Source organism: Streptomyces coerulescens (assembly GCF_042657965.1).
In the GTDB taxonomy this organism is placed as follows: domain Bacteria; phylum Actinomycetota; class Actinomycetes; order Streptomycetales; family Streptomycetaceae; genus Streptomyces; species Streptomyces coerulescens.
The window spans coordinates 109,605-122,046 of sequence record NZ_JBHSKM010000012.1 but is presented as its reverse complement, the minus strand read 5'-3'; the positions used below and the strand labels follow the sequence as shown (position 1 = coordinate 122,046).

Genomic DNA, 12,442 nt, shown 5'->3' with positions numbered 1-12,442 from the left:
CCTGTAGGGAGTTGAAATCATGGCCCCAAGCGCCATGAGTCGTGGCACCAACTGGAACACATCCCTTTCCGAAGCCCAGCCGGTCCCGTACTGGCTGGACGACCCCGGCCGACCCCACCCCGAGCCCGCCCTCACCACCGCCGAGACCTGTGACCTGCTGGTCGTCGGCGGCGGCTACAGCGGACTGTGGACCGCGCTCATCGCCAAGGAGCGCGACCCGCAGCGGGACGTCGTCCTGGTCGAAGGCCGTGAGGTGGGCTGGGCCGCCTCCGGCCGCAACGGCGGCTTCTGCGCCGCCTCCCTCACCCACGGGCTGCCCAACGGGCTCGCCCGCTGGCCGGACGAGATCCACAAGCTGGAGGAGCTGGGCACCCGCAATCTCGACGAGATCGAGAGCGCGGTCGCCCGCTACTCCCTGGACTGCGACTTCGAGCGCACCGGGGAGATCGACGTCGCCACCGAGACGTACCAGGCGTCGGAGCTGCGCGACTGGTACAAGGAATTGCGCGAGAAGGGCCTCGCCGACGGCATCGAGTTCCTGGACGCCGAGGCCGTGCGGGCGCAGGTCGACTCACCGACCTTCCAGGCCGGCCTCTACGACCGCCGGGGCGTCGCCATGGTCAACCCGGCCAAGCTGGCGTGGGGCCTGAAGCGGGCCTGCCAGGACCTCGGCGTCCGCGTCCACGAGCACACCCCCGCCCTCACCCTGAAGCCGTACGGCGCCGGCATGGCCGTCAGCACCCCGTACGGCCGGATCCGCGCCCGCCAGGTCGCCCTCGGCACGAACATCTTCCCGAACCTGGTCAAGCGCGTACGGGCCTACACCGTCCCGGTCTACGACTACGCCCTGATGACCGAGCCCCTCACCGACGAGCAGCTCGCGTCGATCGGCTGGAAGAACCGCCAGGGCCTCGGCGACTCGGCGAACCAGTTCCACTACTTCCGCCTCTCCGCAGACAACCGCATCCTGTGGGGCGGCTACGACGCGATCTACCCGTACGGCGGCCGGGTGCGCGCCGAGTACGACGACCGCCCGGAGACGTACGCCAAGCTCGCCGGGCACTTCTTCACCTGCTTCCCGCAGCTGGAGGGCGTGCGCTTCACGCACGCGTGGGGCGGCGCGATCGACACCTGCTCGCGCTTCTCGGCGTTCTTCGGCACGGCCCATCAGGGCAAGGTGGCCTACGCGGCCGGCTTCACGGGGCTCGGTGTCGGTGCGACCCGGTTCGGCGCGAACGTGATGCTGGACCTGCTGGCGGGGGAGCGCACGGAGCGCACCGAGCTGGAGATGGTCCGCAAGAAGCCGCTGCCGTTCCCGCCCGAGCCCTTCGCCTGGACCGGTATCGCCCTCACCAAGTGGTCGCTGGCCCGTGCGGACGCGCACGGCGGGCGGCGCAATCTGTGGCTGAAGGCGATGGACAGGCTGGGGCTGGGCTTCGACAGCTGACGAGCCGTGAGCGAATGTGACCTGGAACACTTTGAACTGGTCGCGAGAACTCGCGTAATGCCCGCCGGGTGACCTCCCTCTCCCTCGTGACGCGAACGGCGTCCACGACAGAAAGGGAGGTCACCGTCATGACAGGGGCGAAAACGGCGGTCGAGTGGCTGGCGTCCGTGGCACCGAATCCCGAGGCCTGCCGCTGGGAGTGGGAGCGCAATCCCCTCGGGGTCACGCTGCTGCCCGCCGGCAAGGCCTGGGACGTGCTCATCCTGCCGGGTGAGCTCGGCTACCCCACGCTCGATGTCCTCACCCGCATCATCGACCAACTCGGACCGGTCCTGGTCGACTTCGGCGACTCCCGGATGGGTTTCTTCGTGCCGCCGGGCACGGCCGCCCGCTGGCTCGGCACGGGCATTCGTACGGCGGGGGCGGGCACGTGGATCGTCGTGCCGTACCCGGGCCGCTCCACCGGCGGGGTGCGCTGGCTGGTCGCGCCGGACGGCACGGGGACCCTGACGGATCCGGCGCTGCTCGAGCTGGCCATGCATGAGGCTGCCGCCGGCTTGGCCGACGACTGAGGGAGGTGCCGCGATGGGTGGTCCGTCGGCTGCGGGTGCATCATGGCTGGTCGCGCAGTTCCCCGCGCCCCTAACGGCGTTGCCCGGCCGCCGAATATCTTGACAACCGGATTGGTCTGGACCAAGTTGAGTGCGCTCCACCCCTCCAAATCCCCCAGCCCCGGAGGCACTTGTGGACCGCTCCAGATCCCTCGCCTTCCTCTTCGCCGCGGCACTGACCCTGCCCGGTCTCACCGCGCTCTCGTCGGCCGCCCGTGCGGCCGACGCGGACCTCGCCCGCAACGGCGGCTTCGAGTCCGGCCTCGACGGCTGGACCTGCACGGCCGGTACGACCGTCAACTCCCCCGTCCGCAGCGGCACGTCGGCGCTCCAGGCCACCCCGGCCGGGTCCGACAACGCCCGGTGTGCGCAGACGGTGACCGTGAAACCGGACTCCCAGTACACGCTGTCCGGATACGTCCGCGGCGCCTACGTCTACCTCGGCGCGAGCGGCACCGGCACCACCGACGTCTCCACCTGGACCCAGTCGGCCCCCAACTGGCAGCAGCTCACCACCACCTTCCGCACCGGCCCGTCCACCACCCGCGTCACCATCCACACCCACGGCTGGTACGGCACCGGCGCCTACCAGGCCGACGACATCTCCCTGGTCGGCCCCGGCGTGGACGCCGGACAGCCGCCCGCGGCGCCGACCGGTCTGAAGACGGGCACGATCGCCGCGACCAGCATCGCCCTGTCCTGGTCACCGGTGGCGGGCGCGACGAGCTACGCGGTCTACCGCGACGGCGCCAAGGTCCAGACGGTGACCGGCACTTCGGCGACCGTCGGCGGGCTCTCACCCTCCACCGCGTACGGCTTCCAGGTCGCCGCGGTGAACGACGCGGGCGAATCGGCGAAGTCGGCCACGGTGACCGCCACGACCATCGCGGGACCGGACGACGGAGGCTCCGACCTCCCGGCGCACGCCCTCGTCGGCTATCTCCACGCCAGCTTCGCCAACGGCTCCGGCTACACCCGCATGGCCGACGTCCCCGACAGCTGGGACGTCATCGACCTGGCCTTCGGCGAACCCACTTCGGTCACCTCCGGGGACATCCGCTTCGACCGCTGCTCGGTGGCCGAGTGCCCGAACGTCGAGTCCGACGCCGACTTCAAGGCGGCGATCAAGGCCAAGCAGGCGGCCGGCAAGAAGGTCCTGATCTCGATCGGCGGCCAGAACGGCCAGGTGCAGCTGACGACCGCGGCGGCCCGGGACACCTTCGTGTCGTCCGTCTCGAAGATCATCGACGAGTACGGCCTCGACGGGCTGGACATCGACTTCGAGGGCCATTCGCTCTCCCTGAACGCCGACGACACGGACTTCAAGAACCCGAAGACCCCGGTGATCGTGAACCTGATCTCGGCCCTGAAGACCCTGAAGGCCAAGTACGGTGACGACTTCGTGCTGACGATGGCCCCGGAGACCTTCTTCGTCCAGCTCGGCTACCAGTACTACGGCACCGGCCAGTGGGGCGGCCAGGACCCGAGGGCGGGGGCGTACCTCCCGGTCATCCACGCCCTGCGCGACGACCTGACGCTGCTGCACGTCCAGGACTACAACTCGGGCCCGATCATGGGCCTGGACAACCAGTACCACTCCATGGGCGGCGCCGACTTCCACATCGCCATGACCGACATGCTGCTGACCGGCTTCCCGGTCGCCGGCAACGCGAACAACGTCTTCCCGCCGCTGCGCCCCGACCAGGTCGCCATCGGCATGCCGGCGTCGACCAACGCGGGCAACGGCCACGTCCCCCCGGCCGAGGTCACCAAGACGCTCGACTGCCTCACCAAGAAGACCAACTGCGGCTCGTACAGCACCCACGGCACCTGGCCGACGCTGCGCGGCCTGATGACGTGGTCGATCAACTGGGACCGCTACTCGAACTGGGAGTTCCAGCGGACGTTCGACGGCTACTTCGGCTGAGAACGACTGCCGCGGGCGAGGTACAGCCAGAGCAGCGTGATGAGCACCGTGCCGAGGCACCAACTCGCCACCACGTCCAGTGGCCAGTGGTAGCCGCGCCGGACCAGACCGAAGGCGACGCACAGGTTGAGGACGGCGCAGACGGTGAGGACGGTGCGGCGGGCGGGCGCGGAGCGCAGCCAGGGAAGGAGGAGCAGGGCCGCGGCGCCGTACGCGACGACCGCCGTGGCCGTGTGGCCCGACGGGTAGTAGCCGGTGGCGGGCGGCACGGCCGGGGTGCCGGGGCGGTCGGTCCACACCTTGAGAGGGACGACCAGGGCCGGGACCAGGACCATCAGCACAGCCGCGGCGACGGCCGGCCGCCACCAGTGGTCTGTACCGGTGCGGCGATGCCGCCGGGTGACGTACACCAGGACGACCGCGAGGACCGGCACCGCGACCGGCACGTTGCCGAGGTCCGCGAGAAGTTCGGAGAGACGGTCGGGGTGTGTCAGGGCCCGGCTGGCCGCCTCGTCGAGGTCGACCAGCCGGCCGTCGGCCATCACCTGCCAGGTGATGAGCGCGAAGAGAAGGGCCGGAAGCCCGAGAAGGAGAAAGAGGGAGGTCGGCCGCCCCGGAACAGGGGGGGTAGTTCCGAGGCGGCCGTCCGGATCGGAAGGCCGCGCGCCCCGGGGGGTTTGGGGCGGGCGACTGTCCGATCGGTGAGGAGATCCGGAGCCGGAAGCTCCGGGTGTGTGCGCGAGGGCACGACCAGGTCGAAGCTGGGGAGGCCGCGGCCTGATGTCGCCCAGAGTCCCCTCTGGGCGGGGTGTATCTCTCATCTGGTTAGAACCTACGACAGGGCGAAGGCGTTAGACAGACGGAATCGCGTCCTGACATCCACCTCGCACACCTTCTTCACACGCTCTGACTAAGGCGGCCCCAGCCCCGGAATCGACGGAGTCGTCAGGGCTGGGGCGCATGGGGTTGCAGGGGTGGGAACCCCTGCTCCCACCAGTGGTTTCGCTGTGACCTCAGATGCGGGCGAAGGCCTGCTCGATGATGTCGAGGCCCTCGTTGAGCAGGTCCTCGCCGATGACCAGCGGGGGCAGGAAGCGCAGCACGTTGCCGTAGGTGCCACAGGTCAGGACCAGCAGGCCCTCGGCGTGGCAGGCCTTGGCCAGGGCGGCGGTGGCCTCCGGGTTCGGCTCCTTGGTGGCGCGGTCCTTGACCAGCTCGATGGCGATCATGGCGCCACGGCCGCGGACGTCGCCGACGATGTCGAACTTCTCGGCCATGGCACCCAGGCGGGCCTTCATGATCGCCTCGATGTTCTTGGCCTTGGCGTTGAGGTCCAGCTCCTTCATCGTCTCGATGGAGCCGAGCGCACCGGCGCAGGCGACGGGGTTACCGCCGTACGTGCCACCGAGGCCACCGGCGTGCGCCGCGTCCATGATCTCCGCGCGGCCGGTCACGGCGGCCAGCGGCAGACCGCCGGCGATGCCCTTGGCGGTGGTGATCAGGTCGGGGACGATGCCCTCGTCCTCGCACGCGAACCACTGGCCGGTACGGCAGAAGCCGGACTGGATCTCGTCGGCGACGAAGACGATGCCGTTGTCGGCGGCGAACTGGCGGATCGCGGGCAGGAAGCCCTTGGCCGGCTCGATGAAGCCGCCCTCGCCGAGCACCGGCTCGATGATGATCGCGGCGACGTTGTCCGGGCCGACCTGCTTGGTGATCTGGTCGATGGCCTGCGCGGCGGCCTCGGGGCCGGCGTTCTCCGCACCGGTCGGCCAGCGGTAGCCGTAGGCGACCGGGACGCGGTAGACCTCGGGCGCGAACGGGCCGAAGCCGTGCTTGTACGGCATGTTCTTGGCGGTGAGCGCCATGGTGAGGTTGGTCCGGCCGTGGTAGCCGTGGTCGAACACGACGACGGCCTGGCGCTTGGTGTAGGCACGGGCGATCTTGACGGCGTTCTCGACGGCCTCGGCGCCCGAGTTGAACAGGGCCGACTTCTTGGCGTGGTCGCCCGGCGTCAGCTCGGCGAGGGCCTCGGCGACCTCGACGTACCCCTCGTACGGCGTGACCATGAAACAGGTGTGGGTGAAGTCCGCGAGCTGGGCGGACGCCCGGCGTACGACGGCCTCGGCGGAGGCGCCGACGCTGGTCACCGCGATGCCCGAACCGAAGTCGATGAGCCGGTTGCCGTCGACGTCCTCGAGGATGCCGCCGCCCGCGCGCGCGGTGAAGACGGGCAGCACGGAGCCCACGCCCTGCGCGACCGCGGCGGTACGGCGGGCCTGCAACTCCTGCGACTTCGGACCGGGGATGGCGGTGACGACGCGGCGCTCCTGCGGAACTGCGCTCATGAGGGGCTCCTGGGGGTTTTGCTGACGCTTGTCTTGCTTCTTTTCTCGCAGGCTAGGGCGGGGAGTGGGGGGTGGGCATGCTCCATGTGGGCGTTGTCGGCGGCGCCGGTTGTCCGTGGTGGACATGGCGTCCGTGAAGACACCCGGCCGTGTAAGCGGTGAACTCCCCCTCGGAGGGCACTAGATTGACTCGCTGATGGTGGATGGCACGGACGGAACGGCTGGTCAGGGGGCAAGGGCGATGGACAGCGACGGGACGCGGGACGCGCGGGGCACACACGCGACTCCTGTGCCGCGAACACGCTCCGCTGTACCACCGAGGCCCTCGGCGCCGCCCGTGCCGTCGGCGGCGCCGGTGCCCGGTGGCTCGGAGTTCCTGACCTGGCTGCGGGCGCCGCGGCCGGAGGCGGCACCCGGTGTATGGCGGTTGGGACATGTGCCCCGGCCGGACCAGGAGCCCGAGCAGATCCCGACACGACAGTTGCTGAGCGGGGCGCTGATCGCGTTTTTGTGCGGGTGGCTGCTCTGGTCGCTGCTGTGGAACGGCTATCTCGGCGGCTGGTGGGTGCTGCCCCTGGAGCTGTTCACCCCGGACTCATGGCGCGAGAACAACGACCGCGTCGGCAATGCCTTCCTCTGGTACGGCTACTACACCCTCATCGCCCTCGCGATCATGCTCGCCGTCGGCCGCCTCGGCCGCTGGGGCGAGGTCTGGCGCCGTTTCGGTCCGCCCGCCTGGCGGCGTGCCACCCCCGTGGCCGAGCGGGCGCCCGCTCCCGAGCAGGACCCCGCGTCCTGGCCCGCGCTGCGTGCCGCCGGGGCCGCGGACGCCGCCGAGCGGCTGGCCGCCGATGCCCGGTCCGGGCTGATGCGGGACGTCGACTACGCCCGGATCGTCCGGGCGTGGCAGGGCGTGCGCACCGGGCGGCACGACCTGCCCACCTTCAGCGGTGCCGTGCTCAAGGACGGCGCCGCCGCCTGTCTGCACCCCTCCGGAGAGCGCGACCTGTCCGCCAGGGTCGCCCGGCACGACCTCGTCAGCGGCCAGGTGCGGCTCGGCACAACCGCCGACGACCCGCGCAATCCGTACGCCTACCGCGGCACCGGACTCGGCCTCGGGCCCGATCTGCTCGGCACCTCCCTGCTCGTGGTCGGGCCGGCCGGGTCCGGCAAGACGGGCACCGTCGTGCGCCCGCTCGCCGAGTCGCTGTGTCTGCACGCGCTGGCCGGGCGGGCCTCCGTCGTCGTGGTCGGCGCGGCGGGCACCGGGCTCGGACCGGCCGACGCGTTCGACGTCGTCGTACGGATCGGGAACCCGGAGTCGGTCTACGACCTGGACCTGTACGGCGGCACCAACGACCCCGACGAGGCCGCCGCCGTGCTCGCCGAGGCGCTCGTCGGCGACCTCGCCGACCCGCATCCGGGCAGCGACAGCCGCCGCTCCACGACCGTGCTGGCGCAGCTCCTCGGACCGTTCCGGGCGGTTCACGACCGCTTCCCGTCCGTGCCGGAGCTACGGCAGCTGCTGGACGGCGCGCCCGGCGCGCTCGGCGGGCTGCGTACGGCGCTGGAAGGCTCCGGGCAGGAGTCGCTGCTGCGGGAACTGGACGCCCGGGAGCGGCAGTTGGGGCACCCCGGCGATGTGGCGGCCGTGCTCGCGGACCGGGTGGCGCTGCTCGACCGTCCGGCCTTCGCCGGGTTCTTCGACACCTCCGGGCAGTCGCGGCCGTTCACGCTGAAGGCCCTCGACCACCCCGTCCGGGTCCGGATCGACCTGCCCGCGCGCGGGCACGCCGAGGCCTCACGGATGCTGGCGAGGCTGGTGCTCGCGCAGTTCACGGCGAGTGTCGCGGTACGGGAGGACCGTTCGCTGTTCGCCTGCCTGGTGCTGGACGACGCGACGGGCGTCGTGACCCCGGAGGCCGTGCGAGGGATCCAGCGGCTGCGGTCGGGCAACGCGGGCGCGGTGCTCACGCTGCGCACCCTGGACGACGTAGCTAGGCCACTGCGCGGGCCGCTGCTGGGGTCCACCGGGTGCCGGATGGCGCTGGCCGGGGTCACCCCCTGGGACGGGCAGGACTTCGCCGAGGTGTGGGGCAAGGAGTGGACCGAGGCACGGGACGTCACCGACCGGCAGATCATCGCCGAGACCCCGGCCGGCAAGGCGCTGCACGCGGTGCGCCGGGTGATCACCGGCAAGGCGCCGACCGCGCGGGCGGTCACCGTGCGGCAGGTCGAGCGGGAGCGGTGGTCGGCCTCCGAGCTGGCGCACGGGGTGCCGCCGGGGCATGCGGTGCTCTCGCTCACCAGCGTGCAGGGCGAGCATGCGCCGCCGCTCCTGGTGGATCTGCGGGGCTGACCTGGATATCCGGGCACGAGGCCACGCGGGGACCGTACGGTGAGGCAGAATCGACACAGGTCGTTCATACATGGCGGCCAAAAGATCACAGAGATCGCACAGATCCCGCCGACGATCACTGAGATCACACCGACGATCACCGAGATCACACCGACTTGAAGGCCGCATGCCCCCCACGCTCTCCTCGCTCGTCCATCACTCCGCGCTGAAGCTGACCGTGCGGGCGGGCGAGGACCGCCTGGACGTGCCCGTGCGCTGGGCGCATGCCAGTGAGCTCACCGATCCCGTGCCCTATATGGAGGGCGGGGAGCTGCTGCTGATCACCGCGTTGAAGCTGGACGCCGAGAACCCCGAGGCGATGCGGCGCTATGTGCGGCGCCTGGTGGGCGCGGGCGTGGTCGGGCTCGGCTTCGCGGTCGGCGTCCACCATGAGGACATCCCCGAGGCGCTGGTCGACGCGGCGGTGGAGGAGGACCTTCCGCTGCTGGAGGTGCCCCGCCGGACCCCCTTCCTCGCCATCAGCAAGGCGGTCTCCGCGGCCATCGCGGCGGACCAGTACCGCGCGGTGACGGCGGGCTTCGCGGCCCAGCGGGAGCTGACCAAGCACGCCCTGACCGACGGCCCCGAAGGGCTGCTGTCCGCGCTGGCCTCCCAGGTGGACGGCTGGGCGGCGCTGTACGACGCCTCCGGTGCCGTCGTCGCGACCGCGCCCGAGTGGGCCGGGCGGCGGGCGGCACGGCTCACGGCCGACGTGGAGCGGCTGCGCGAGCGGCCCGCGCCCGCGTCGTCCGTGGTCGGCGGACCGGAGAACGAGGACCGGGTCGAACTGCACAGCCTGGGCACCGGCCGGCGGCCCCGGGCGGCCCTGGCCGTCGGAACGGCGAGCGCGCTCGGCACCGCGGAGCGCTACGCCGTGCACTCGGCCATCGCCCTGCTGACCCTGACGACCGAGCGCTCCCGCTCCCTGCAGGCGGCCGAGCAGCGGATCGGGGCGGCCGTGCTGCGCATGCTGCTCGCCGGTCAGCCGGACCATGCCCGGGCCGTGGCCGGGGGCCTGTACGGCGGGCTGCTGGACGCGCCCTTCCGGATGATCGTCGCCGAGTCGGCGTCGGTGTCGGCGGCGCGGGTCGTGGACTCCGGGTCGCGGGTGGCGCTGAACAAGGCGTCCGCCGCGGTGCTGGTCGCGGCCGCCGAGGCGAACGGCGACCCGCTGGGAGCGCTCACCGAGATCGTCGAGTCCGCGGCGGCCCGCGCCGGGGAGGCGGTGCTGGTGGTGCCGGAGGGGGAGGGCGAGACCGCGCGGCTGGTGGTGCTCGCGGGGGACGGCGGTGCGGCCGTCTCGGCGTGTGCGGAGTACGCGGCGGCGCTGGAGGCGGCGCGCGGGGGAGCCCCTGTGCCGGAGCAGCCCGGGGGTGTCGACGACGAGCTGGTCGTCGGGCTGTCGGCGCCGGCCGGGCCCATCGCCGCCGCGGCGGCGTACAAGCAGGCCGAGCAGGCGCTGTCGGTGGCGCGGCGGCGGGGGCGGGTGTTCGTGGAGCACGAGCAGCTGGCCGCGGGGTCCGTGCTGCCGCTGCTCGCGGACGACGCGGTGAAGGCGTTCGCCGACGGGCTGCTGCGGGCGCTGCACGAGCACGACGCGACGGGCCGGGGTGATCTGGTCGCCTCGCTGCGGGCGTGGCTGTCCCGGCACGGGCAGTGGGACGCGGCGGCCGCGGATCTGGGGGTGCACCGGCACACGTTGCGGTACCGGATGCGGCGGGTGGAGGAGATCCTCGGGCGGTCGCTGGATGACGCGGATGTGCGGATGGAGCTGTGGCTGGCGCTCAAGGCGACGTCGACGGAGTAGGCGGGGTGGGCGGGTGTGCGCGTGTGTCGGAGGGCGCGGCCCCGGCTTTTCTCGCCCCCGCCGCCCCTACCCGTCCCGTCCCGTCCCGTCCCCGGGGGCTGCCGCCCCCGGACCCCCGCATCGGCCTGAACGGCCTCGTCCTCAAACGCCGGACGGGCTGGATGGGCGCAGACCGGCTTGTGTCCTCAAACGCCGGACGGGCTGAAAGACACGGACCGGCGCCCAGTGGGTCCCCTGCTGTGCCAAACCGTCGAACCCCGACCCGTCACCACTACACCCCGGACAAACGCCCGTCCGGCCCCGCGCCCCTACCGTGGACCACGACACACAGGACACCCAACGCGGAAGGGCCGGGAATCGCTATGACTTCCACCCACGCCTTCTGGCTCGCCGGCCGCCAGGTCACCGGCGAGGACAGCTTCGATGTGACCTCCCCGTGGGACGGCCGGGTCGTCGGCACGGTCAGCGTGCCGACCGACGCGCAGATCGAGGGAGCGGTGGCCGCCGCGTACGCCGTGCGGGACGAGTTCGCCGCGACCCCGGCGCATGTGCGGGCCGCCGCCCTCGACCACGTCAGCCGGCGTCTCGTCGAGCGCACCGAGGAGATCGCGCGGCTGATCTCCGCAGAGAACGGCAAGCCCATGAAGTGGGCCCGGGGCGAGGTCGGCCGTGCCGTGTCCGTGTTCCGGTTCGCGGCCGAGGAGGCCCGGCGCTTCAACGGCGGCGAGGCCCAGCGGCTCGACACCGACCTCGGCGGTCAGGGGCGGCTCGCGTTCACCCGGCGCTTCCCCAAGGGCGTCGTCCTCGGCATCGCGCCGTTCAACTTCCCGCTGAACCTGTGCGCCCACAAGATCGCCCCGGCCATCGCCGCCGGCGCGCCGATCATCCTCAAGCCCGCCCCGGCCACCCCGCTGTCCGGCCTGATCATCGGTGACCTGCTCGCCGAGACCGAGCTTCCGGCCGGCTCCTGGAGCATCCTGCCGGTGCCGAACGACAAGATGCCCGCCCTGGTCCAGGACGAGCGCCTGCCGGTCATCTCCTTCACCGGCTCCGAGAAGGTCGGCTACGCGATCATGGACTCGGTGCCGCGCAAGCACTGCACCCTGGAGCTGGGCGGCAACGGCGCCGCGGTCGTGCTGGCCGACTTCGCCTCCGACGAGGACCTCGACTGGGCCGCCTCCCGCATCGCGACCTTCTCCAACTACCAGGGCGGCCAGTCCTGCATCTCCGTGCAGCGGGTGATCGCGGACGCCTCGGTGTACGACCGGCTGCTGCCGCGCATCGTCGCCGCCGTCGAGACCCAGGTCACCGGTGACCCGAACGACGACGCCACCGACGTCGGCCCGCTGGTCAGCGAGGACGCCGCCAAGCGCGTGGAGACGTGGGTGGACGAGGCGGTCGCCGCCGGGGCCGCCCTCATCACCGGCGGCAAGCGCGACGGTGCCTCCTACGCGCCGACCGTCCTCACCGACGTGCCCGCCGACGTCACGCTCTCCTGCGAGGAGGTCTTCGGACCCGTCCTCACCGTGCAGAAGGTCGACGGGGAGGCCGCCGCCTTCGCCGCCGTCAACGACTCCAAGTACGGCCTCCAGGCGGGTGTGTTCACCCATGACCTCCAGACCGCCTTCCGCGCCCACCGGGCGCTGGAGGTCGGCGGTGTCGTCGTCGGCGACGTCCCGTCCTACCGCGCCGACCAGATGCCGTACGGCGGCGTCAAGCAGTCCGGTGTCGGCCGTGAGGGTGTGAAGTTCGCGATGGACGACTACACCTACGAGCGCGTGATGGTCCTCACCGGCATCACTCTCTAGTAAATGGGAACCATTTTCAGCTAGGCTGGGCTTCCCGAAGGGGCCCGGCACCGATGCCTTCCGGTGCCGGGCCCCTTCCATGCGCCGGCCTGGTCC

Annotated in this window: 8 protein-coding genes; 6 read left to right on the top strand and 2 right to left on the bottom strand. The window is 71.8% G+C overall.

The features are described 5' to 3' along the window. Positions 1 to 19 precede the first annotated feature (19 nt). From ACFPQ9_RS19995 to ACFPQ9_RS19985, 3 genes are all read left to right on the top strand, one after another. Positions 20 to 1,447, top strand: coding sequence for an NAD(P)/FAD-dependent oxidoreductase (locus ACFPQ9_RS19995; RefSeq protein WP_380854667.1), 1,428 nt, complete (start codon positions 20 to 22; stop codon positions 1,445 to 1,447). Positions 1,448 to 1,575: 128 nt separating this feature from the next. Next, positions 1,576 to 2,019: a hypothetical protein gene (locus ACFPQ9_RS19990; RefSeq protein WP_380854665.1), complete on the top strand. Its 444-nt coding sequence runs from the start codon at positions 1,576 to 1,578 to the stop codon at positions 2,017 to 2,019. 172 nt (positions 2,020 to 2,191) lie between these two features. Further along, positions 2,192 to 3,985, top strand: coding sequence for a chitinase (locus ACFPQ9_RS19985; RefSeq protein ID WP_380854663.1), 1,794 nt, complete (start codon positions 2,192 to 2,194; stop codon positions 3,983 to 3,985). Here ACFPQ9_RS19985 and ACFPQ9_RS19980 read toward each other — a convergent pair. After that, positions 3,973 to 4,527 carry a phosphatase PAP2 family protein gene (locus ACFPQ9_RS19980; protein WP_380854661.1) on the bottom strand — a complete coding sequence of 185 codons (555 nt, stop codon included), beginning with the start codon at positions 4,525 to 4,527 and terminating at the stop codon, positions 3,973 to 3,975. The two genes, ACFPQ9_RS19985 and ACFPQ9_RS19980, sit on opposite strands and share 13 nt — an antisense overlap. A gap of 471 nt (positions 4,528 to 4,998) precedes the next feature. Further along, entirely contained in the window at positions 4,999 to 6,333 is a 1,335-nt protein-coding gene (gene gabT / locus ACFPQ9_RS19975; protein ID WP_380854659.1) for a 4-aminobutyrate--2-oxoglutarate transaminase, read from the bottom strand. Positions 6,334 to 6,574: 241 nt separating this feature from the next. On the opposite strand from gabT, the gene ACFPQ9_RS19970 reads away from it, so the two are divergent. The 3 genes from ACFPQ9_RS19970 (at position 6,575) to ACFPQ9_RS19960 (ending at position 12,346) form a co-directional block, all read left to right on the top strand. Then, complete coding sequence (locus ACFPQ9_RS19970; RefSeq protein ID WP_380854657.1) at positions 6,575 to 8,692, top strand: ATP-binding protein; 2,118 nt, start codon at positions 6,575 to 6,577, stop codon at positions 8,690 to 8,692. 166 nt (positions 8,693 to 8,858) lie between these two features. Next, on the top strand, positions 8,859 to 10,538 hold the full coding sequence (locus tag ACFPQ9_RS19965; protein ID WP_380854656.1) for a PucR family transcriptional regulator: 1,680 nt from the start codon (positions 8,859 to 8,861) through the stop codon (positions 10,536 to 10,538). A gap of 362 nt (positions 10,539 to 10,900) precedes the next feature. Beyond that, positions 10,901 to 12,346 carry an aldehyde dehydrogenase family protein gene (locus ACFPQ9_RS19960; RefSeq protein WP_380854654.1) on the top strand — a complete coding sequence of 482 codons (1,446 nt, stop codon included), beginning with the start codon at positions 10,901 to 10,903 and terminating at the stop codon, positions 12,344 to 12,346. Positions 12,347 to 12,442: the final 96 nt, after the last annotated feature.

Excerpts from the sequence above, each read along its gene's own strand:
- ACFPQ9_RS19995 (WP_380854667.1), top strand. The coding sequence starts at position 20 with ATGGCCCCAAGCGCCATGAGTCGTGGCACCAACTGGAACACATCCCTT.
- ACFPQ9_RS19990 (WP_380854665.1), top strand. The coding sequence starts at position 1,576 with ATGACAGGGGCGAAAACGGCGGTCGAGTGGCTGGCGTCCGTGGCACCG.
- ACFPQ9_RS19980 (WP_380854661.1), bottom strand. The coding sequence starts at position 4,527 with ATGGCCGACGGCCGGCTGGTCGACCTCGACGAGGCGGCCAGCCGGGCC.
- gabT (WP_380854659.1), bottom strand. The coding sequence starts at position 6,333 with ATGAGCGCAGTTCCGCAGGAGCGCCGCGTCGTCACCGCCATCCCCGGT.
- ACFPQ9_RS19970 (WP_380854657.1), top strand. The coding sequence starts at position 6,575 with ATGGACAGCGACGGGACGCGGGACGCGCGGGGCACACACGCGACTCCT.
- ACFPQ9_RS19965 (WP_380854656.1), top strand. The coding sequence starts at position 8,859 with ATGCCCCCCACGCTCTCCTCGCTCGTCCATCACTCCGCGCTGAAGCTG.
- ACFPQ9_RS19960 (WP_380854654.1), top strand. The coding sequence starts at position 10,901 with ATGACTTCCACCCACGCCTTCTGGCTCGCCGGCCGCCAGGTCACCGGC.